The organism is Flagellimonas hadalis (assembly GCF_007785775.2).
Lineage (GTDB): Bacteria > Bacteroidota > Bacteroidia > Flavobacteriales > Flavobacteriaceae > Flagellimonas > Flagellimonas hadalis.
This window is the reverse complement of sequence record NZ_VNIK02000004.1, coordinates 123,735-144,246: the sequence shown is the minus strand read 5'-3', so window position 1 is coordinate 144,246 and position 20,512 is coordinate 123,735. Positions and strand designations below refer to the sequence as shown.

20 protein-coding genes are annotated in these 20,512 nt (G+C 46.1%); 14 read left to right on the top strand and 6 right to left on the bottom strand.

The features are described from left to right. Positions 1-44 precede the first annotated feature (44 nt). A complete protein-coding gene (locus tag FOT42_RS08435) occupies positions 45-773 on the bottom strand; it encodes a hypothetical protein (RefSeq protein WP_151890132.1) in 729 nt (242 codons plus the stop codon). 129 nt (positions 774-902) lie between these two features. On the opposite strand from FOT42_RS08435, the gene miaB reads away from it, so the two are divergent. The 7 genes from miaB (at position 903) to groL (ending at position 7,613) form a co-directional block, all read left to right on the top strand. Continuing rightward, positions 903-2,372, top strand: a complete 1,470-nt coding sequence (gene miaB, locus FOT42_RS08430) for a tRNA (N6-isopentenyl adenosine(37)-C2)-methylthiotransferase MiaB (RefSeq protein ID WP_151890131.1) — start codon at positions 903-905, stop codon at positions 2,370-2,372. Then, entirely contained in the window at positions 2,372-3,649 is a 1,278-nt protein-coding gene (locus FOT42_RS08425) for a sigma-54 interaction domain-containing protein (protein ID WP_151890130.1), read from the top strand. Before miaB ends, FOT42_RS08425 begins: the two co-directional genes overlap by 1 nt. Before the next feature lie 28 nt (positions 3,650-3,677). Then, entirely contained in the window at positions 3,678-4,199 is a 522-nt protein-coding gene (locus tag FOT42_RS08420; RefSeq protein ID WP_151890129.1) for an LptE family protein, read from the top strand. A gap of 6 nt (positions 4,200-4,205) precedes the next feature. Beyond that, positions 4,206-5,093, top strand: coding sequence for a hypothetical protein (locus FOT42_RS08415; protein ID WP_151890128.1), 888 nt, complete (start codon positions 4,206-4,208; stop codon positions 5,091-5,093). 3 nt (positions 5,094-5,096) lie between these two features. Beyond that, positions 5,097-5,462, top strand: a complete 366-nt coding sequence (gene secG / locus FOT42_RS08410; protein ID WP_151890127.1) for a preprotein translocase subunit SecG — start codon at positions 5,097-5,099, stop codon at positions 5,460-5,462. Between the two features lie 145 nt (positions 5,463-5,607). Continuing rightward, positions 5,608-5,886: a co-chaperone GroES gene (locus FOT42_RS08405; RefSeq protein ID WP_108422708.1), complete on the top strand. Its 279-nt coding sequence runs from the start codon at positions 5,608-5,610 to the stop codon at positions 5,884-5,886. Positions 5,887-5,984: 98 nt separating this feature from the next. Then, the gene (groL, locus tag FOT42_RS08400) at positions 5,985-7,613 is read left to right on the top strand and encodes a chaperonin GroEL (protein WP_151890126.1); all 1,629 of its coding nucleotides are present in this window, start codon (positions 5,985-5,987) and stop codon (positions 7,611-7,613) included. A gap of 394 nt (positions 7,614-8,007) precedes the next feature. Here the strand turns inward: groL and FOT42_RS08395 are convergent, their stop codons facing one another. From FOT42_RS08395 to FOT42_RS08380, 4 genes are all read right to left on the bottom strand, one after another. Continuing rightward, positions 8,008-8,715, bottom strand: a complete 708-nt coding sequence (locus tag FOT42_RS08395) for a heavy-metal-associated domain-containing protein (RefSeq protein ID WP_151890125.1) — start codon at positions 8,713-8,715, stop codon at positions 8,008-8,010. Then, positions 8,716-9,087 (bottom strand): heavy-metal-associated domain-containing protein, encoded by a 372-nt coding sequence (locus FOT42_RS08390; protein ID WP_151890124.1) that lies wholly within the window; start codon positions 9,085-9,087, stop codon positions 8,716-8,718. A gap of 18 nt (positions 9,088-9,105) precedes the next feature. Beyond that, positions 9,106-11,340 carry a TonB-dependent receptor gene (locus FOT42_RS08385; RefSeq protein ID WP_151890123.1) on the bottom strand — a complete coding sequence of 745 codons (2,235 nt, stop codon included), beginning with the start codon at positions 11,338-11,340 and terminating at the stop codon, positions 9,106-9,108. Between the two features lie 86 nt (positions 11,341-11,426). Then, positions 11,427-11,837: an HYC_CC_PP family protein gene (locus tag FOT42_RS08380; RefSeq protein ID WP_226789828.1), complete on the bottom strand. Its 411-nt coding sequence runs from the start codon at positions 11,835-11,837 to the stop codon at positions 11,427-11,429. Positions 11,838-11,966: 129 nt separating this feature from the next. Here FOT42_RS08380 and FOT42_RS08375 point away from each other — a divergent pair, with 129 nt between their 5' ends. The 7 genes from FOT42_RS08375 to rodA all read left to right on the top strand — a co-directional run bounded on the left by FOT42_RS08375 (position 11,967) and on the right by rodA (position 19,703). Then, positions 11,967-12,419 (top strand): GAF domain-containing protein, encoded by a 453-nt coding sequence (locus FOT42_RS08375; RefSeq protein WP_151890122.1) that lies wholly within the window; start codon positions 11,967-11,969, stop codon positions 12,417-12,419. A 92-nt stretch (positions 12,420-12,511) separates the two neighbouring features. Further along, on the top strand, positions 12,512-14,041 hold the full coding sequence (gene purH / locus FOT42_RS08370) for a bifunctional phosphoribosylaminoimidazolecarboxamide formyltransferase/IMP cyclohydrolase (protein WP_151890121.1): 1,530 nt from the start codon (positions 12,512-12,514) through the stop codon (positions 14,039-14,041). Positions 14,042-14,094: 53 nt separating this feature from the next. Then, entirely contained in the window at positions 14,095-15,123 is a 1,029-nt protein-coding gene (locus FOT42_RS08365; RefSeq protein ID WP_072875703.1) for a rod shape-determining protein, read from the top strand. A 64-nt stretch (positions 15,124-15,187) separates the two neighbouring features. Next, the gene (gene mreC, locus FOT42_RS08360; protein WP_151890120.1) at positions 15,188-16,003 is read left to right on the top strand and encodes a rod shape-determining protein MreC; all 816 of its coding nucleotides are present in this window, start codon (positions 15,188-15,190) and stop codon (positions 16,001-16,003) included. After that, positions 15,996-16,502 (top strand): rod shape-determining protein MreD, encoded by a 507-nt coding sequence (locus FOT42_RS08355; protein WP_151890119.1) that lies wholly within the window; start codon positions 15,996-15,998, stop codon positions 16,500-16,502. Before mreC ends, FOT42_RS08355 begins: the two co-directional genes overlap by 8 nt. 59 nt (positions 16,503-16,561) lie before the next feature. Next, positions 16,562-18,430: a peptidoglycan D,D-transpeptidase FtsI family protein gene (locus FOT42_RS08350; RefSeq protein ID WP_151890118.1), complete on the top strand. Its 1,869-nt coding sequence runs from the start codon at positions 16,562-16,564 to the stop codon at positions 18,428-18,430. Next, a complete protein-coding gene (rodA, locus tag FOT42_RS08345; protein ID WP_151890117.1) occupies positions 18,420-19,703 on the top strand; it encodes a rod shape-determining protein RodA in 1,284 nt (427 codons plus the stop codon). Before FOT42_RS08350 ends, rodA begins: the two co-directional genes overlap by 11 nt. Here rodA and FOT42_RS08340 read toward each other — a convergent pair. Beyond that, positions 19,700-20,497, bottom strand: coding sequence for a DNA/RNA non-specific endonuclease (locus tag FOT42_RS08340; RefSeq protein ID WP_151890116.1), 798 nt, complete (start codon positions 20,495-20,497; stop codon positions 19,700-19,702). The two genes, rodA and FOT42_RS08340, sit on opposite strands and share 4 nt — an antisense overlap. Positions 20,498-20,512 lie beyond the last annotated feature (15 nt).

Sequence of the window (20,512 nt, the reverse complement as noted above, 5' to 3'; positions counted from 1 at the left end):
GGATGAAAATCTTCCAAAAAGTTGCGTCAACTGTTGGTGAAAATTTAGGCATCCATGGACAGACCAATGGCATCCTTATATATGTAGTAAATGGGAATCTTGGAAAACATCGCCGTAAAGAAAACACCCACCAAACAGAGGATGACCCCCAACTGGGCCACCAATCCTGCCACAAAGACCAAAGCAAATATGATGAGCCAGTTCTTATTGCCCAACGCAAACCCGGATTTCACGATTTCCATGGCCGTCAGCTCGCGATCAAAAGAAAAAAAGGCGGGAAAAAGGGACATGGGTACCACCAAATAGATGATGCCAAGTCCGCAGGCCAGCAATCCCAACAAGGACAATCCGAACATCAGCAAGGAAAGGACAAGCGCCTTGATCAAATAGGGCTTTTTGAAATAGAAAAAGTAATCGTCCCTGCCCATTTCGTCCATGTCGTACTTTCGGCATATGCGCAAGAAAGCGGCGTTCAAACAAAGACCAATGACCATCACCCCAACGGAAAAAATGGGCATTACCAAAATCATGATGCCCGCAAATGCCGGGGGCATCTCGTTATGCTCAAAGGCTTCGGGGTCCGAAATTCCCATGGCCAGCATGGGCGCATAGATCAAAATATAAAAAGGAATCATGGCCACAACGGTCAACAGCAAGGTAAGGAAGCCCTGCAACCAAACTTTTTTGAAGAGCTCCACAGATCGGTTGAACACACTCCCAAACGCTGTTGGGCCACTTTCGTCAATGCGTTGGGATACATGGGTAAAATCCATATCGGTAATGGTTATGTTATTTTGTTCAAGGTACTATTAACTCCCGAATCCACAATATAATCCTAAAAAATACTGCCATATTGTCACTAAAATGGAATAAGCACTATCTTTGCACCCCATTGCAGCAATATGATTAAGGACGAAAGTGTAACGAAAATAATAGACGAAAGCCAACAGGGAAGCACCTTGGCTATGGAGAAGCACGAAAAGAACACCCGAAAGCTCTATATTGAGAGCTATGGCTGCCAGATGAACTTTTCCGATAGTGAGATCGTGGCGTCCATTCTGGCCAACGAGGGGTTCAACACCACACAGATATTGGAGGAGGCCGACCTGGTCCTGGTGAACACCTGCTCCATCCGCGAAAAAGCGGAACAGACCGTGCGCAAGCGTCTGGAAAAATTCAACGCCGTCAAAAAGACGAATCCCGGCATGAAGGTCGGCGTTTTGGGCTGTATGGCGGAACGCTTGAAGAGCAAGTTCCTGGAAGAGGAGAAGATCGTGGACATGGTCGTGGGCCCTGATGCCTACAAGGACCTGCCCAACCTCATCCAAGAAATCGATGAGGGCCGTAATGCCGTGAACGTCATTCTTTCCAAGGACGAAACTTATGGCGATGTGGCCCCTGTACGGCTCAACTCCAACGGGGTGACCGCTTTTGTGTCCATCACCCGGGGCTGTGACAACATGTGCACTTTCTGTGTAGTACCGTTTACCCGTGGTAGGGAGCGTAGCCGTGACCCCCAATCCATTTTGGAAGAAGTGAACGATCTTTGGGAAAGAGGGTTTAGGGAAATCACCCTTTTGGGTCAAAATGTGGACAGTTACCTTTGGTATGGTGGTGGTTTGAAGAAGGATTTTGAAAAGGCCTCGGAAATGCAAAAGGCCATATCTGTGAACTTTTCCAAACTTTTGGAACTCGTGGCCCAGGCCCAGCCCAAAATGCGTATCCGTTTCTCCACTTCCAATCCGCAGGACATGACCTTGGACGTGATCGAGACCATGGCCAAATATGAAAATATCTGTAAATACATCCACTTGCCCGTACAGAGCGGTAGCAACAGGATCTTGAAGGCCATGAACCGCCTGCATACTCGTGAGGAATATTTTGAACTGATCGACAACATCAAAAAAATCATTCCCGATTGCGCCATCAGTCAAGATATGATCACCGGTTTCCCAACCGAAACAGAAGAAGACCATCAGGACACCTTGAGTTTGATGGAATACGTCAAATACGATTTTGGGTTCATGTTCGCCTATTCCGAAAGACCCGGAACCTTGGCCGAGCGTAAAATGGAAGATGACGTTCCCGAAGAGACCAAGAAAAGACGTCTAACGGAAATCATTGACGCGCAACAAAGGCACAGCCATTATCGCACGCAAGAGCATGTGGGCAAGACCGAGGAAGTACTCATCGAGGGAACCTCCAAAAAATCCGACGACCATTGGATGGGACGAAACTCTCAGAACACCGTGGTGGTATTTCCAAAGGAACACTACAAAGTGGGCGACTTTGTAAACGTAAAGATCAATGAATGTACCTCTGCCACCTTGATCGGCGAGGCCATTGAATATTCAAAGAACAATTCATATTAATGGAGAGCATCCAATCGATAAAACAACGGTTCGAGCTCATCGGCAACGATGTGAAGCTCAACCGAGCCATAGAAAAGGCCATCCAAGTGGCCCCGACCGACATTTCCGTGTTGGTCACGGGGGAAAGTGGGGTCGGAAAGGAAGCCATTCCCAAGATCATCCATTCCCTATCGCACCGCAAGCACGCCAAATACATTGCCGTGAACTGTGGGGCCATTCCCGAAGGAACCATCGACAGTGAGCTCTTTGGTCACGAAAAAGGTGCCTTCACCGGGGCCACACAAACCCGAAGCGGGTATTTTGAAGTGGCCGATGGCGGAACCATCTTCTTGGATGAAGTGGGCGAACTCCCGCTTACTACCCAGGTGCGTTTGCTCCGTGTGCTGGAAAACGGGGAATTCCTGAAAGTGGGATCCTCCCAAGTACAAAAGACCAATGTCCGCATTGTGGCGGCCACCAACGTGAACATGTTCGAGGCCATCGAAAAGGAAAAGTTCAGGGAAGACCTTTATTATAGGTTGAGCACGGTGGAGATCAACATCCCTCCACTCCGTGAACGACAGGAGGACATCCATTTGCTGTTCCGGAAATTTGCTTCGGATTTTGGTCAGAAATACAAAATGCCCACCATACGCCTGGAGGACGATGCCGTCCATCTACTATTGAAATACCGTTGGCCGGGGAACATCAGGCAATTGCGGAACATCGCCGAACAGATATCCGTATTGGAGGAAAACAGGACCATTTCCGCCACCACCCTAAAAAGTTATCTGCCCGATGCCATTGGTTCCAATCTACCCGCAGTGGTAGGCCAGACCAAAAAAGAAAGTGATTTCAGCAATGAGCGTGAAATCCTCTACAAGGTGCTCTTCGATATGAAAGGAGATTTGAACGACCTCAAAAAACTCACGCTGGAACTCCTCAAGGAAAACGATTCCAAAAAGGTGCAGAAGGAAAATGAAAACCTCATCCGTAAGATCTACGGGAAACCCGAAGAGGACATTGAACAGGAAGAGGAGACCATGGCCGAAGTGCTCCATTTGCCCGAACCCATTGTAGAAGGTAAAGTGCACCCTCCCATGCAACAGCCGCTGGAGGACCGATATCACTTTGCCGAAGAGATCCAAGAGGAAGAAACCCTATCTTTACAGGAAAAAGAAATAGAGCTCATCAAAAAATCGTTGGAGCGGAACAGGGGCAAGCGCAAGGCGGCCGCTTCCGAGCTGGGCATTTCGGAGCGGACCTTGTACCGAAAGATCAAACAGTACGATCTCTAATTTGATGGCGATGTTATTTGAACACAGTATGAAGAAAAAAATTAGCTTAAAGGTTGGATTGTTGGGATTGGTCTTCTTTCTCTCCGGTTGTGGGGCCTACAATTTTTCTGGGGCGGACATTGGGACTGCCAAAAGTTTTCAGGTGAATTTTTTCCAGAACTATGCCGACCAAACGCCCGGCTCCATCATTGTGCCCGGACTGGATCGGGATTTTACCCAGGCCTTACAGAACATGATCAACAACCTTACCAGTCTTTCCCTAACCGGAAGCAATGGCGATTTGTTGTTCGAAGGGGAAATCATCGAGTACAAAGTGATTCCGATGACGGCCACCTCCGATCAACGTACCGCCCAGAACCGCCTCACCATGAGCGTGAACGTACGGTTCTTCAACAGGACCAAGGAAGATGCGGATTTTGAACGCCGTTTCTCCTTCTTTTATGATTTTGATGCAACCGCTTCCCTGACATCGGTTCAGGCAGCAGCGCATGAAGAAATATTTGAACGCCTCACACAGGACATTTTCAATGCTTCCTTGGGCAATTGGTAACCGCGTATGAACGTAACGGATTTTATACATATTCTTCAAAACTCTAATACCATCCTGTCCCCCAAACAGACCCGGGAACTGGAGGACATCATTGAGGAATATCCCTATTTTCAAGCGGCAAGGGCCCTGCACTTGAAGGGACTTAAAAATCTGGACAGTTACAAATACAACAATGCCCTGAAGACCACGGCGGCCTACACCACGGACAGGGATGTGCTGTTCGATTATATCACTTCCAAGGAATTCATCCAGAACAACATTGCGGACACCATTGCAGGAAGGGGCTCCAAACTGGAGGACCAAAAGGCCATTTCCGAGGAAATAGAACCCAACCCAAATGCCGAGAGCATGATGGGCGAAGCGGAAGAGCTCGCCTTGCCCCAAAACATCAAGGATGCGGAACAGATCCTGAACCCGGAACTCTTCAAATCCAAAATACCCGAAGAACCAACACTTTCAGCACAAGAAAAACCCAAAGCAGAAACCGAGCTCCAATTGGGCAAGCCCATCCCTTTTACCAAAAAAGAAAAACATTCCTTTACCGAATGGCTCCAACTTACTTCCAAAACAGAAGAAGTGGAAACGGAGGAAAATGTGATGGAAGAACTGGAACGGAAGAAAAAATTTGAGTTGCTGGACAGGTTCATCCAGAAGAATCCCAAAATAGTGCCCCAAGAAAACATAAAGCCAAAGGTCAACATCAAAGAATCCACAAAGTTTGACAAAAACGAGTTGATGACAGAGACTTTGGCCAAGGTATATCTGGAGCAGAAAAAGTACAAAAAGGCCATTCAGGCCTATAAAATATTGAGTTTGAAATATCCAGAAAAAAGTGGTTTCTTTGCAGACCAAATTCAGGCGGTGAAGAACCTCCAGAAAGAAAAAGAAGAATAAGAAATGAGCACGTTTACAATTTTTTTGATATTGATCATTATCGTGTGCCTTTTGTTGGTGTTGGTCATCATGGTCCAAAACCCTAAAGGTGGTGGGCTGTCCTCATCCTTCGGTGGAGGTGGCAACCAAGTTGTGGGAGGTGTGAAGAAGACGGGGGACTTTTTGGACAAGAGTACCTGGACCCTTGCCACTTTATTGATCGTGTTGATCCTGCTTTCCAATGTTTCCCTAAAGGGAAGCTATGGCCAAGCGGATTCCAAGTTGTTGCAAGGAGACGACACGGAGACCACGATCCCTGAAACTGTTCCCGAGGAAGTTCCGGAACAAGTTCCTGCCACGGATGTCGATCCTACGGACACCCTTAACTAGTAGATAGTGACAAAGCATACAAAAATGCCAGCTTGAATGACAAGCTGGCATTTTTGTTTTCCATAATGTCAGTTTTTGGGCAATGGCATAATTTCTGCCCAAATGATTCGAGAATTTATAAAACAAACACCTAAAAATTTAAAATATGGCTAAAGTAAACATCAAACCATTGGCAGACAGGGTATTGATTGAGCCTCTACAGGCCGAGACCAAGACTGCTTCCGGTATCATCATCCCTGACAACGCAAAGGAAAAACCCCAAAAAGGAAACGTTGTGGCGGTTGGCCCTGGCACAAAGGATGAAAAAATAACCGTAAAAGTGGGCGATACCGTACTCTATGGAAAATATGCCGGTACCGAGCTCAAACTGGACGGCACCGATTATTTGATGATGCGCGAGAGTGATATTTTGGCAATCATATAACTGAATCTTCCGAAAAGTAGAAACAATGACCCCTGACCCCTCTGGAACGCAAAAGTGGGTTTTGGGCAATCTAAATTTTCAAACAAAAAAATAGTAAAATGGCAAAAGACATTAAATTCGATATTGACGCACGCGACGGCCTGAAACGCGGTGTTGACAAATTGGCCGAGGCCGTAAAGGTAACCTTGGGACCCAAGGGAAGGAACGTGATCATAAGCAAATCCTTTGGAGCACCCCAAGTGACCAAGGATGGTGTATCCGTTGCAAAAGAGATCGAACTGGAAGACCCACTGGAGAACATGGGTGCCCAAATGGTAAAGGAAGTCGCTTCCAAGACCAACGATCAAGCCGGTGATGGTACCACTACCGCTACCGTTTTGGCACAAGCCATCGTGAAAGAAGGCCTTAAAAACGTTGCTGCGGGCGCCAACCCAATGGATTTGAAAAGAGGTATCGACAAAGCGGTTGAGGCTTTGGTTGCCGATTTGGAAAAACAAGCCAAAAAAGTAGGCAACGACTCAGACAAAATCAAACAAGTTGCCTCAATTTCTTCAAACAATGACGATACTATCGGTGACCTTATCGCCAAAGCTTTTGGCAAGGTGGGCAAAGAAGGTGTCATCACCGTTGAGGAAGCCAAAGGAACTGACACCTATGTGGATGTTGTTGAAGGTATGCAGTTTGACAGGGGATACCTTTCTCCTTACTTCGTGACCGATACGGATAAGATGATTGCCGATCTGGACAATCCATATATACTCCTTTTTGACAAGAAAATCTCCAACCTGCAGGAAATCCTTCCGATTCTTGAGCCAGTGGCACAATCCGGAAGACCCCTTTTGATCATCGCCGAAGATGTTGAGGGTCAAGCCTTGGCCACTTTGGTAGTGAACAAATTGCGTGGTGGGCTTAAAATTGCCGCTGTAAAAGCTCCAGGTTTTGGGGATAGAAGAAAAGCGATGTTGGAAGATATCGCCATACTGACCGGAGGTACCGTGATTTCCGAAGAAAGAGGTTTCTCTTTGGAAAATGCTTCTTTGGATATGTTGGGTACTGCCGAGACCGTGACCATCGACAAAGACAATACCACTATCGTAAACGGTTCTGGCAAGGCTTCCGATATCAAGGCCAGGGTAAACCAGATCAAGGCCCAGATCGAGACCACAACTTCCGATTATGACAAGGAAAAACTCCAAGAGCGTTTGGCCAAATTGGCCGGCGGTGTTGCCGTACTTTATGTAGGTGCCGCTTCCGAAGTGGAAATGAAAGAGAAAAAAGACCGTGTTGATGATGCCCTTCACGCCACGCGTGCCGCTGTGGAAGAAGGTATCGTAGCCGGTGGTGGTGTTGCTTTGGTAAGGGCCAAAAAAGTGCTTGAAAAGCTGGCCACCGAATCTTTGGACGAGACCACAGGTGTACAGATCGTTGCCAAGGCCATTGAAGCGCCTTTGCGTACCATCGTGGAAAATGCCGGGGGCGAAGGTTCCGTGGTAATCGCCAAAGTACTTGAGGGCAAAAAAGATTTTGGTTATGATGCCAAATCTGACAAATATGTCGATATGCTTCAAGCGGGTATCATCGACCCCAAGAAAGTGACCCGTATCGCCTTGGAAAATGCCGCTTCTGTTGCAGGTATGATCTTGACCACAGAGTGTGCGTTGACCGACATCAAAGAGGATTCCCCAGCCGGACCTCCAATGGGTGGCGGAATGCCCGGAATGATGTAAGATTCCAAACATCTAAAAATAGGACGCCCTGACTTTCATCAGGGCGTTTCTTTTTTTTTGTATCCAGTAAATGGTTCGCTCGAACCAAAAAATACCAAGTTACTTCTTCTTACCAGTAGCTTGGGTAGTCTTCTTTGCAGCAGGCTTGGCAGCAGCTTTTGCAGGAGATGACTTTCCAGTTGACTTTGCGTTTTTCATCAGTCAGTAAATTAAAAACTATAGTAAATGTATTTCAGTTTTAAATCCGAAATATTTTATTGGCTAAAAATTAACTAAAATTTCTTCTTGTATTATTTTAATCAATTGATTTACAATAAATTATACACACTCAATCAATAGCATTTTCGGACAGCTCCAGAGTATTGGTATTGCTCCCTATCCATATGCTCCGATCCTAAAAAAGCATGATCAGTGCCATGACCAACATAATGGCATTCTCGATGAATGTTGCTTCGGTCATGGGTAGATTCAATGCCGTTCCCAAGCAGGCACAACGAATGCTTTTCTTATCCAGTAAAGACTTGGTCACCCCAAAAGTGGTGATGCCCAAAATCACAACGGTTACGATCAAAGCCAATTCGATTTGGAACCTCATCAAAAAAAGTAAGCCCAATGCCAATTCCAAAAACGGGTAGATCCAACCATAAAGAGGAACCACCTTGGCCAATGGGTCATACATCCTAAAACTTTCTGGAAACCCTTTTAAATCCAAAAACTTGAAAAAACTGAATACCACATAAAAGAGCCCCATAAAATCGAGCATGGCGCTGGAATAGCTCCAGTTTTTATAGTTCAACAAAAATGCTGCGACAAATAAATAACCAAATATCAGGAACAAAGGCTTCAATTGTTTCCATTTGGATTGCTGAACGGGCAAATCCATCTGTGCGACTTCTTCCGTTTTTGCACTGATAGAGTACTTATCGGACAATGCATTCCTCAATTCCCGAAGTGGTACATGATGTCCCATTGAAATAACTGCTTCCGCCTTTTCCAGACTAACCTCAACCTGCTGTACCCCTTCCACTTTGGAGAGCTGCTCCTGAACAGCGGAAGCGCAACCACCACAGGTCATTCCATTTATGGTATATCTATGTTTCATTTAATCGTTTTCTTTTTGGTGCGAGGCACCATCATCGGTGTTGTCCTCCCTGTATTTGCAACAAGGGTGGACGGCATCATACGCTTTCTGGGTGGCTTTGAGTTCTTTGGTGTCATGGCCTACCTCCGCTATGGCACTTTTGACCTTCATGGAATTGGTCTTGCGCTCATCCACCACTAAGGACAATTGATGGGTAGGGATGTCCCAACTCGCATATTTTACGCCGGGAACTCCTAAAGCGGCTTTTTCGATGCGCATTTTGCACATTTCGCACTTTCCGTTGACCTCGAAGGTCATTTTTTTGTTCTTATCTTGTCCAAATCCCACCACGGAAACCAACAGGCAGGCCAAAATCAATATTCCTTTTTTCATGTTACTTGTTTTAATTAATTATAGTTTTAATCTAAAGCCGGTATAGAGCATTCTTCCAAAAATTGGCGCATATACGATAGAGGTATCAAAATAGGGACCGAAAGGGTCATCTGCTCCCAAAATGGCATTGTATTGTCTAAAGTTAGTCAAATTCTCTCCTCCAACATAGACCTCGAATGCATTGGAAAACACCTTGGTGATCTGGGCATTCATCAAACTGTACCCACCAGCAAAATCCTGCAATCGGTATTCAACAGGGTTGGAAGAAGTGCTTGGCAAGCGCTGCTCTCCCAGCAGGTTGAAGGTATAGTCGAACCGCCATTGGGATCCGTTCTCCTTGGGCTGCGTATTATAACCCACATTGGTAAAAAATCGGTGCTTGGCCTGCAAAGGTTTTTGGAGCAAACCCGTTTGATACTCCGTTTTCACATCATAGAATTTGTAGGCCGTGCGCACTTCCAGATTTGGCAATACTTCGTGGTTCAACTCCACCTGAAGACTGTTGGCATAGCTTTTCCCATCCAAATTGGAGAAACTGATCTCGCTTGGGTTCTCCCAGTCCACCACAACCTGGTTTTCAAAATCCGTGCGGTAAAAATCCACCGAAAAGTCACCGGGGCGTTCAAATAAATTGAACTTTTGAATGAAACCAAACCCATAGTTCACCGCTTTTTCGCCATCGAAGCCATAAATATCCCCTCCATTTCCATTAAGTTGGATGACCCTGGACGAGGCAAACATCTTTTGGTTCTCCGCAAAAATATTGGCTGCCCTTCGGCCCATTCCAAAAGAACCACGGAAACTTCCATTTTCCCAGGGGGTATAGCGCAAATGAATCCTAGGTGTGAAGAAGGTCCCCAATCGGTTGTGGGTGTCCACTCTTGCTCCCGCGGTAAGGCTGAATTTTTCCAGATTGGTGTAGCTGTATTCAAAAAACGCTCCTGCCGACCTATCGGACCTTGCAAAAGTATCTCCGTTCACCAACTCATCATACCCATCATAGGCAAAGGAGAGTCCAGTTGTGAACTTGTGCTTTGTATTTCCAATGATGGAATTGAACAAGAAGTTGGAATAAATGCTCTCGTGGTCAATGTCGTAGGTATTGAACCCATAGTAAGAGTCCTGCGCATGGTGGCTGTAGGACATCTGGAATCCAAAGCTCTGGAACGGCATTTCTGGAAATACGTAGCCCAATTTCAAGGAACCGTCAAACCTTTGGGTACCTATTTCGCTGCCCCAGGCATTGGTGGTGAACTTGTCCGTTCCGGGATCAAAATCGGTCTGCCCCACCTGCTTTTCATCGTCCAGAAACCTAACATTGAAAAAACTGACCCAGCCTTTTTCCAGATCTTGGTATTGCCAACGGTTCATTACATTGATTTGGTTGGACAAAGGGTTGTCCAAAAAACCATCGTCATTGTTGTCCACTTCAGCATCCCTTCGGTTGCCGTGAAGGTACAGTCCCGTGCTCCATTTGTCCGACAATTTGGTATTGAGATGGGTATTCAGTTCCAATCGTCCATTCATATTTGCATAGCCGTTCACAAAAATGGGGTGGTCGGTAAGCGGTTTTTGCAATTCCGTATTGATTTGGCCCGAAATACTCTCGTACCCGTTCACCACACTCCCGGCTCCTTTGGTAATCTGGATGCTCTCCACCCAAGTGCCCGGGGTAAAAGTGAGTCCATACGCTTGTGAAGCACCTCGAACCATGGGAATGTTCTCTTGGGTGATCAATAAATAAGGACTGGTCAACCCCAACATTTCAATCTGTTTGGTCCCTGTCAAGGCGTCGTTAAAATTGACATCGATGGCGGGATTGGTCTCAAAACTTTCCGAAAGATTGCAACAGGCCGCTTTTAAAAGCTCCGCACTATTGATGGTGACCATGTTCTGGGCGGAAAAAATGGTCTTCTGAACTGCATCACGTTTTTGCTCCACGACCACTTCGTCCAATTGGTTGGACGGTTGCAGCCAATGATGTACCATTTTGGGCCCATCAAGGGTCAATGTGTCCGTTTTGAAGCCCACAAAACTGATAATGAGCTTGTTGTAGTCCTTGGAATAGGGAATACTGAAGGTACCATCCTCCAAGGTCATGGTGCCAATAGGGGAATCTTGCCAGTACACATTTGCTCCGGCAAGTCCAATATGCTTGTTTTCCGCATTGGCCTCCATCACCATACCCTGAATGGTATCTTGGGCATTGATGAACATGGGAACCAATAAAAAAAGGAATAAATTATTTTTCATGTATGTATTGAATTGAATAAAAATTGGGTGTAAAACACTAGGCCCGAATCAAAATTGAGACGGGTTACCGATATGAATTCAATACATCAAATCAAGAAGACTTGGTCCAGGATATGGATGTCCTTGACCAAAATGGGGGGCGGATATTTTTCGTGAGGGGCAGGAATTTCCTCGACCGGAACGAACAGATTCAGATAGGACTGGGCGAAAGCCTCCAAAAAATGCTGGTGCTCCAAGTCAAAATCATTCCAAGATAGCTTTAAGTCATCTTGGCCTTGAACCGTAAACGATTCATCATCACAACACGAATTCTGAATGCTTTGGTCATCCATAGCCGCCATGGCCTCCTCCATACCACAATCATCCGCATGGGCAAAAAGGGAAATATCCATGACGCGACCCATACAAAGGTGCTTATCCACCGTCCATGAAACCGTGGAAACCAAGACCAAAAGGGCCAATAGGGATGATATGAACCGATGAAGAATCTGCTTCATTATGCTGCAAAACTACAAAATATCAACGTTCATTGGTTCAATTAACAGAAGTTTAAAACATGCGGCGTAAGTTGGATCGCCTATTCCGTACAAATGTTCTATTCTATATTTTTGCAAAAAATAAATCCCATGCTGGACTCCCTAAGACCCCAAGTACTTTCCATCCTCAATGAGAAATCCAAATCAGTGGATACCCGTTTGGGTGAAATCTGTGAACTGTTGAAAAGCAATGTTCCCTATTACGATTGGGTGGGGTTCTATTTTAAAAATGGCGACAAACATGAATTAAAATTGGGACCTTATGCCGGTGCGCCCACAGACCACACCATCATTCCCTTTGGGAAAGGTATTTGCGGACAGGTGGCCCTGAGCAATCAAAATTTTGTGGTGCCCGATGTCTCTGCCCAGGACAATTACATTGCTTGCAGCATCACCGTGAAGGCCGAAATTGTGGTTCCCCTTTTTGTGAACGGTGAAAATGTGGGGCAAATCGATATCGATTCCAATACCCCGGACCCCTTTTCCGAAGTCGATGAACGGTTTTTGGAATTCATCAACCAAGAAGTCGCCAAAATTCTGTAAAACTATTGCTATTTTGTTGATAACCCGCTCTTCTTTTTGTGACAAAAGGGGTAATTTTGTGCGCTCAATAAATTGATTTCAAGACACAGAAGATGACTGCCAAAAAAGCCTCCGCTGCACTGATTTCCGTATTCCACAAAGATGGTCTGGAACCCATCGTAAAAAAACTGAACGAACTTGGCGTAACCCTTTATTCCACAGGGGGAACCGAAACATTTATCCGTGACCTTGGCATCGATGTGGTGCCCGTTGAGGATGTGACCAGCTATCCCTCCATTTTGGGCGGACGTGTAAAAACATTGCATCCCAAAGTTTTTGGAGGTATTCTGAATCGCCAAGACAATGAGAGCGATGTGGCCCAAATGAAGGAATTTGACATTCCGCAGTTGGATATTGTCATTGTGGATTTGTATCCTTTTGAAAAAACCGTCGCCAGCGGCGCTTCGGAACAAGACATTATCGAAAAAATCGATATTGGCGGCATTTCCCTGATCAGGGCGGCGGCCAAAAATTTCAAGGATGTGCTCTGTGTTTCCTCCATGGAAGATTATGCCGACTTTTTGAAGGTCATTTCCGAAGGAAACGGCACCACAACCTTGGAAGACCGTAAACGTTTTGCAACAAAGGCTTTCAATGTTTCATCCCATTATGATACGGCCATTTTCAACTACTTCAACAAGGACCAGGAAGAAACGGTACTAAAGATCAGTGAGACCAAAGGTCAGGTTTTGCGTTACGGAGAGAATCCCCACCAAAAAGGCTATTTCTTTGGCGATTTTGAGGCCATGTTCACCAAATTACATGGTAAGGAACTGTCCTACAACAATCTTTTGGACGTGGATGCCGCGGTCAACTTGATGCAGGAATTCAAGAATGACGACCCCACTTTTGCCATTCTCAAGCACAACAATGCCTGTGGATTGGCCACACGCAGCACCATTAAACAGGCTTATGTGGATGCGTTGGCGGGCGACCCGGTTTCCGCATTTGGCGGTATTTTGATTTCCAATGTTGAAATTGACAAAGCCACTGCCGAAGAAATCCATGAGTTGTTCTGCGAAGTGGTCATCGCTCCGAGCTATTCCGATGAAGCTTTGGGAATCCTACAAGGCAAAAAGAACAGGATCATCTTGGTCCAAAACGAAATAGAACTCCCTGAAACCTTGGTCCGCACGTGTTTGAACGGGGTATTGGTCCAGGACAAGGACTCCAAAACCGATTCCAAAGAAGATTTGAATCCAGTAACGGACAAAAAACCAACCGCAGAAGAAATCGAGGACTTGATTTTCGCTTCCAAACTGTGCAAGCACACCAAGAGCAATACCATTGTTCTGGCCAAAAACAAACAATTATGTGCGAGTGGAACGGGACAAACTTCACGTGTTGATGCTTTGAACCAAGCCATCCACAAGGCACAATCCTTCAATTTTGATTTGAACGGTGCCGTTATGGCCAGTGATGCCTTTTTTCCGTTCCCCGATTGTGTGGAAATTGCGGACAAAGCTGGAATTAAAAGTGTGATCCAACCTGGAGGCTCCATCAAGGACCAATTGAGCATTGATTATTGCAATGAAAATGGAATGGCGATGGTGATGACCGGGACACGGCATTTTAAACATTAATTTTAGTACATTAGCCGTTAATTTTTACCCTTAATCCGAAATAAACGCTTTTTATGGGATTTTTTGATTTCATGACCGAGGAGATTGCCATTGACCTTGGTACCGCAAATACCCTGATCATCCATCTGGACAAAGTGGTGGTTGACAGTCCTTCCATTGTGGCCAGGGACCGTGTATCGGGAAAAATAATCGCGGTGGGACGCGAAGCCAGTATGATGCAGGGCAAGACCCATGAAAACATCAAGACCATCCGGCCTTTGAAAGATGGGGTCATTGCGGACTTTGATGCTTCGGAAAAGATGATCAACATGTTCATCAAAAACATCCCTGCGCTCAAGAAAAAATGGTTCCCACCAGCCTTGCGAATGGTCATTTGTATCCCTTCGGGCATCACGGAAGTGGAGATGCGTGCAGTGCGTGAATCAGCAGAAAGGGTGAACGGTAAAGAAGTTTACTTGATTCATGAACCTATGGCCGCTGCCATCGGTATCGGACTGGACATTATGCAGCCAAAGGGCAACATGATCGTGGACATCGGTGGGGGTACCACCGAGATTGCAGTGATCGCTTTGGGCGGTATTGTTTGTGACAAATCAGTGAAAATTGCGGGTGACGTGTTCACCAATGATATCATTTATTATATGCGAACCCAGCACAACCTGTATGTGGGTGAAAGCACTGCTGAGGCCATAAAAATTGAGATCGGTTCCGCTACCGAGGATTTAAAATCCCCACCAGACGACAAGTCCATCCAAGGGCGTGACCTCTTGACCGGGAAACCCAAACAAGTACAAGTTTCCTACCGCGAGATTGCCAAGGCACTTGACAAAAGTATCCTGAGAGTTGAGGACGCCGTTATGGAAACCTTGTCGCAAACCCCTCCTGAACTGGCCGCCGATATTTACAACACCGGAATTTATTTGGCCGGTGGTGGATCTATGCTCCGGGGATTGGACAGAAGGCTTTCACAAAAGACTGATCTGCCGGTGTACATAGCGGAAGATCCGTTGAGAGCTGTGGTGCGTGGTACGGGGATTGCCCTTAAAAACTTGGAACGCTATAAAAGTATTTTGATCAAATAGTTCTGTCTTCAGGACGGTTCCATTACCTTGAAGGCGTTCAAAATTTTCTTAACGATACGATTGCATGCAACGCATCATCAACTTCATCTTAAGCCATAGAAATGCATTTCTCTACTGCTTTCTTGCGCTCATTTCGTTGGTGATGACGGTTAGGTCACACTCCTACCATCAGTCTAGATTTTTCAATTCTTCCAAATGGATTTCGGGGAGCATCTATGCCTCTGGAGCTGATGTTTCGTCCTATTTTGGCCTTCGTGAAGAGAACAGGAGATTGGTGGGGGAAAATGAGTACCTCCGAAAGTTGCTCTTCAATTTGGAGGATGACAGCATTCAGCCATTGGATTCCACCATGGTAAGTTATGAGGTGATCAGCGCCAAGCTCATCAAGAACAGTTTTGTTTCTCCCAGAAACTATCTTACCATAGACAAGGGAAGAAACCAAGGCGTGAAGCAGGACATGGGCGTCATCACTTCCCAAGGCATCTTGGGCATTGTGGAAAATGTTTCCAACAATTTCGCCACCGTGCAGAGCATCCTCAACTCGAAATCCAACATCAACGCCAAGATCAAGGACACCAATTATTTTGGATCCCTGATCTGGACTAGCCAAGACTACACCGTGGCCCAACTGATCGACATCCCTCGATTGGTGCCTTTGGTGGTGGGCGATACTATCGTGACCGGGGGAATGTCCAGCATCTTTCCCGAGAACATTCCCATTGGGACCATCAAAAAATATGACCTGAACGAATCAAGGAGTTTCTACAACATCGATGTGGAACTCTTCAACGATATGGCGAACATCAAGAATGTGTACCTGATCGAGAACAAAAACCGGAAAGAAATCAAAGAACTCGAAGCAAAGACCGCCAATGAATAGCACCATTGTATTGAACATATTCCGTTTTGTGCTATTGGTCCTCGCCCAGGTACTGATTTTCAACACCTTGAATTTCATGGACTTCATCAACCCGATGGTCTATGTGATCTTCTTTTATTGGTATCCTCTCAAAAGTAACAGGGCCCTTTTTATGGTCGTTTCTTTCCTGCTCGGGTTCATCATCGATATTTTTTCAGACACCTTGGCCCTGAACGCCATTGCATCTTTGACGGTGGCCTATGCAAGGCCCGTGATCATGAGGTTCTGTTTTGGGGTGAACTATGAATTCCAGAATTTTAGTTTCAAGAACACCACCAAGATCCAACGGTTGACCTTTTTGGCATTGTTGGTCTTGATCCATCATCTGATATTCTTTTCTTTGGAAATTTTAAGTATTGCCCACTTCCTTTTAATTTTGAAGAAGGTTTTTGCCACAGGTATCGTAACTTTAATACTTTGTACGCTGTTCAGCTCACTTTTTAGTCCCAAAAGCGAATAAAATTGAAGTTGCTTCGTTGAAATACAAAGGACTGGGAGCTCAAATCCGGTCGGTTGATTATGAAAAAGCTGTTATTGTCATCCATTATCGTCATTATAGGGTTCACCTTCATTGGGAGGCTCTCCTATTTGCAGCTATTTCGTTTTTCCCCCGATCAGATATTGGATGATCCTGCCATCAAAAAAATCTACGATTATCCGGAACGTGGGTACATCTATGATCGGGACGGGAAACTCATGGTGGGCAACCAGCCTGCCTATGACGTCATGGTCATCCCTAGGGAGGTCAAGCCTCTGGACACCCTCGAATTCTGTACACTCTTGGGCATAGACAAGGCCACTTTTGTCTCCAAGATGAATGTTGCACGCCACTATTCGCCCCGGCTGCCCTCTGTACTGGTGCCCCAACTTTCCAAGGAAGACTATGCCAAACTCCAGGAAAAAATGCGCCATTTCACGGGCTTCTACATCCAAAAAAGATCCTTGCGCTACTACAACACCCACAGTGCGGCCAATGTGCTGGGCTATATCAGCGAGGTGAACGAATGGGAACTCAAGAACAATCCCTACTATGTGGCCGGTGAACTCAAGGGACATACGGGCATTGAAAAGCAATATGAAGAGGAGCTAAGGGGTAGAAAAGGCGTAAAGCACATCCAAAAAGACCGTTTTAATCGCGATATCGGCCCATACAAAGAAGGGAAATTGGACACCTTGCCCAAGCCAGGAAATGAGATACAGATCACTTTGGACAAAGAGCTCCAAGAATATGGTGAGAAGCTCATGCATGGCAAACGGGGTGGCGTTGTCGCCATAGAACCCAAAACGGGCGAGATCTTGGCCATGATTTCAGGCCCCACCTATGACCCCGCGCTATTGGTGGGCAGGGAACGCTCCAAAAATTACAGCAAACTGCATTATGATTCCATCGCGAAGCCAACTTGGGACCGTTCCATTTTGGCACAACCTTCGCCTGGATCGCCCTTTAAGACGCTGAATGCGCTCATCGCCCTTCAGGAAGGGGTGGTGACCCCGGAAACCACCTTTAGGTGCTACCATGGTTTTTATGTCGGGAACACCTTGAGGGGCTGCCACTGTGGTGGTGGGGTAAGGGATATGAACTCTGGTATCTACCAATCCTGCAATGCCTATTTTGCCGGAGTGTTCCGAAAAATATATGACAAATACCCTACGACGGACCAAGGGATGGATGCTTGGGAAAAACACATGAAAAGTTTTGGCCTTGGAGGTTATTTGGGTACCGACCTCCCTACGGGGGCTCCGGGCAGGATTCCGGACAAAACCTATTATGACAAATGGTATGGTGATGGCAGATGGGCCGCATCAACCATCATTTCCAATTCCATCGGTCAGGGAGAAGTTGCTGCGACCCCTTTGCAGTTGGCCAATATGACGGCAGCCATTGCCAACCGTGGTTATTTTTACACACCCCATATCATCAAAAAAATTGGAGGTTCAGGGGCCATTGACCCCAAATACACCGAACCCAACTATACCACCATAGACCGAAAGCATTTTGATCCCGTCATCGAGGGAATGGCCAATGTATATGAATATGGTACTGCAAGATGGCTCAAGATTCCCGGAGTGGATATTGCGGGCAAGACAGGTACCGTGGAAAACTTTGTTCGTATAGATGGCGAACGCATGCAGCTCACGGACCACTCGGTATTTGTTTGCTTCGCTCCGGTGGAAAATCCACAAATTGCCATAGCGGTTTATATTGAAAATGGATATTTCGGTGCACGATATGCAGGGCACATTGCCTCTCTTCTGATTGAAAAATACATCAAGGGTGAGATTTCGCGGACCGATCTGGAAAAAAAGATGCTGGAAAAAACCTTGGAGCATGAATATGCCAAACCCTACAGTGGGGAACCTTTCAAAATAAATCAGCGTGAGTGGTAAGGGTCCCTTTGGAAGAATTGATTGGATATCGGTTATTTTGTATTTGCTTTTGGTCTTCATTGGGTGGATCAACATCTACTCCACTTCCTTGACCGACACGGACAGTTCCATTTTTGATTTCTCCACACTTTACGGAAAGCAACTTTTCTTTTTCGGCATTGCCGTATTGGGAATTATCTTGGTGCTCTTTGTGGAGTCCAGTTTCTTTGAACGGTTTGCTTCCATTTTTTATCTGGTCTCCATTGTCCTGCTTTTGGGACTCTTCGTGTTTGGAAAGACGATAGCTGGTGCCACTTCATGGTACAATTTGGGTTTTTTCAACCTACAACCCTCCGAATTGGCCAAAATGACAACGGCACTTGCATTGGCCAAGTTCCTCAGTGATATTCAGACAGACATTCGGACCCGAAAGCACCAAATGTACGCCTTGGTGATCATTCTATTGCCCGCACTGCTCATATTGCCGCAACCCGACCCCGGTAGCTCTCTCATTTATTTCTCCCTGTTCTTTGTGCTCTTCAGGGAAGGATTTCCGCTCTATTATTTAGGAATTCTATTGGTCGCGGTAGTACTGTTCGCGACCACGCTCATGTTCGGAACGGTCTGGGTCACCATAGGGTTGGTCATACTCGCGTTATTGATCTATACCTTCAAAAAAGCTTCCGTAAAGATTCCCGTTCTACCTGTGGTGGGGGTCATCATTGTTTCCATTCTCTTCTCACTTTCGGTAAACTTGGTGTACGAGCATGTTTTTGAACAACGCCATAGAGATCGCTTTGCCCTTTGGTTGAGCTTGGAAAAGGACGAAAAGAAGTTGGAGGAAATCCGTAAGACCATCGGATACAACACCTATCAGTCTGAAAAGGCCATCGAATCGGGCGGTTTTTTTGGAAAGGGTTTTCTGGAAGGCACCCGGACCAAGGGCGATTTTGTACCGGAACAGCACACGGATTACATTTTCAGTTCCGTGGGCGAGGAATGGGGGTTTTTGGGAACCATGACCGTTATTTTACTGTTCTCCATTTTCTTTTTAAGGCTTATCCATCTCGCGGAGCGTCAAAAAAGTGATTTCAGCCGGATGTATGGTTACGGGGTCATCTCCATTTTGGTGTTCCACTATTTCATCAACATTGGAATGGTGATCGGGCTGCTCCCCACCATAGGTGTTCCCCTTCCTTTTTTCAGTTATGGGGGTTCTGGACTCATCTTTTTCTCGATGCTGCTCTTCATCTTCCTAAAACTGGATTCCAACCGATTAAAGGACGGTATCTAAAAGTCCCAACCCGAAGCATCGATTGTTTTCTCGACCCGGTCTTGCCAAGATTGGGGCTGTTTCTGAAAAAAATCCACCCTTGTCCGCACTTCCAAAGTGGCTATGGGCACCAAAAAAGTATCCAGAGGAGCTTGACTTTCCCTTGCGTCCATCAAAAAGGCCAAGGCCTTCACCTGCTCCCCCTCTTTCCGAAGGACTATTTTATAAAACGCTCTGGGCACATCCACATCCTCATCCCCGATCTCTTCCAATCCTTCTTCCAGCACTCCACCAGTGATGACGATCAGGTCCCCATATGTTCTGCACCAATTGCGGACCTGCTGTTCCAACCGGTTCCATACCCCAGCATTGAACTCCCTGTCCTGCGGGCTGATGTTGCTGGTGTAGAAGGTCTCGTTATACGCCTGTTCCGAAAACCGCCTGTCACCCGCCGGACAAAGGTGTCCCCTATCGTAGCCTGAGCCCCTATAGTTCCGCCAATCCGCTGATTTGGTTGACACTTTGGGGTCTTCAATAAAATAGGGCCGTTTCCGGTCATCATTGGTCAAATGGCTTTTTTTGAGTTCATAGACCACCCACTCCGCTTGTTCGTGGGGTTCACTATAGGAAAGGGTATAGAATTCATGGTTGATCACTTCCCCTGTAGTGGAACTGGGCAAATAATCCATTTCTACTTCTGGAGTTCCAGTACTCTGCGGGTTTGGGTAAGTGTCTGGGGTGTAAAAATTCTCAAACAGCCAAAAGCCAATGATGCAGACAACGATCAATATACTGTATAGGGTCTTCGCTCTCAATCTTGGTCGGGTTTA

What these genes read in the sequence shown, in the direction of transcription:
- FOT42_RS08355 (WP_151890119.1), top strand. Translation starts at nt 15,996, where the DNA reads ATGAATAGCACCATTGTATTGAACATATTCCGTTTTGTGCTATTGGTC.
- secG (WP_151890127.1), top strand. Translation starts at nt 5,097, where the DNA reads ATGAGCACGTTTACAATTTTTTTGATATTGATCATTATCGTGTGCCTT.
- FOT42_RS08435 (WP_151890132.1), bottom strand. Translation starts at nt 773, where the DNA reads ATGGATTTTACCCATGTATCCCAACGCATTGACGAAAGTGGCCCAACA.
- miaB (WP_151890131.1), top strand. Translation starts at nt 903, where the DNA reads ATGATTAAGGACGAAAGTGTAACGAAAATAATAGACGAAAGCCAACAG.
- FOT42_RS08365 (WP_072875703.1), top strand. Translation starts at nt 14,095, where the DNA reads ATGGGATTTTTTGATTTCATGACCGAGGAGATTGCCATTGACCTTGGT.
- FOT42_RS08405 (WP_108422708.1), top strand. Translation starts at nt 5,608, where the DNA reads ATGGCTAAAGTAAACATCAAACCATTGGCAGACAGGGTATTGATTGAG.
- FOT42_RS08420 (WP_151890129.1), top strand. Translation starts at nt 3,678, where the DNA reads ATGAAGAAAAAAATTAGCTTAAAGGTTGGATTGTTGGGATTGGTCTTC.
- FOT42_RS08380 (WP_226789828.1), bottom strand. Translation starts at nt 11,837, where the DNA reads ATGAAGCAGATTCTTCATCGGTTCATATCATCCCTATTGGCCCTTTTG.
- FOT42_RS08350 (WP_151890118.1), top strand. Translation starts at nt 16,562, where the DNA reads ATGAAAAAGCTGTTATTGTCATCCATTATCGTCATTATAGGGTTCACC.
- groL (WP_151890126.1), top strand. Translation starts at nt 5,985, where the DNA reads ATGGCAAAAGACATTAAATTCGATATTGACGCACGCGACGGCCTGAAA.
- purH (WP_151890121.1), top strand. Translation starts at nt 12,512, where the DNA reads ATGACTGCCAAAAAAGCCTCCGCTGCACTGATTTCCGTATTCCACAAA.
- FOT42_RS08395 (WP_151890125.1), bottom strand. Translation starts at nt 8,715, where the DNA reads ATGAAACATAGATATACCATAAATGGAATGACCTGTGGTGGTTGCGCT.
- FOT42_RS08375 (WP_151890122.1), top strand. Translation starts at nt 11,967, where the DNA reads ATGCTGGACTCCCTAAGACCCCAAGTACTTTCCATCCTCAATGAGAAA.
- FOT42_RS08415 (WP_151890128.1), top strand. Translation starts at nt 4,206, where the DNA reads ATGAACGTAACGGATTTTATACATATTCTTCAAAACTCTAATACCATC.
- mreC (WP_151890120.1), top strand. Translation starts at nt 15,188, where the DNA reads ATGCAACGCATCATCAACTTCATCTTAAGCCATAGAAATGCATTTCTC.
- FOT42_RS08385 (WP_151890123.1), bottom strand. Translation starts at nt 11,340, where the DNA reads ATGAAAAATAATTTATTCCTTTTTTTATTGGTTCCCATGTTCATCAAT.
- FOT42_RS08425 (WP_151890130.1), top strand. Translation starts at nt 2,372, where the DNA reads ATGGAGAGCATCCAATCGATAAAACAACGGTTCGAGCTCATCGGCAAC.
- FOT42_RS08390 (WP_151890124.1), bottom strand. Translation starts at nt 9,087, where the DNA reads ATGAAAAAAGGAATATTGATTTTGGCCTGCCTGTTGGTTTCCGTGGTG.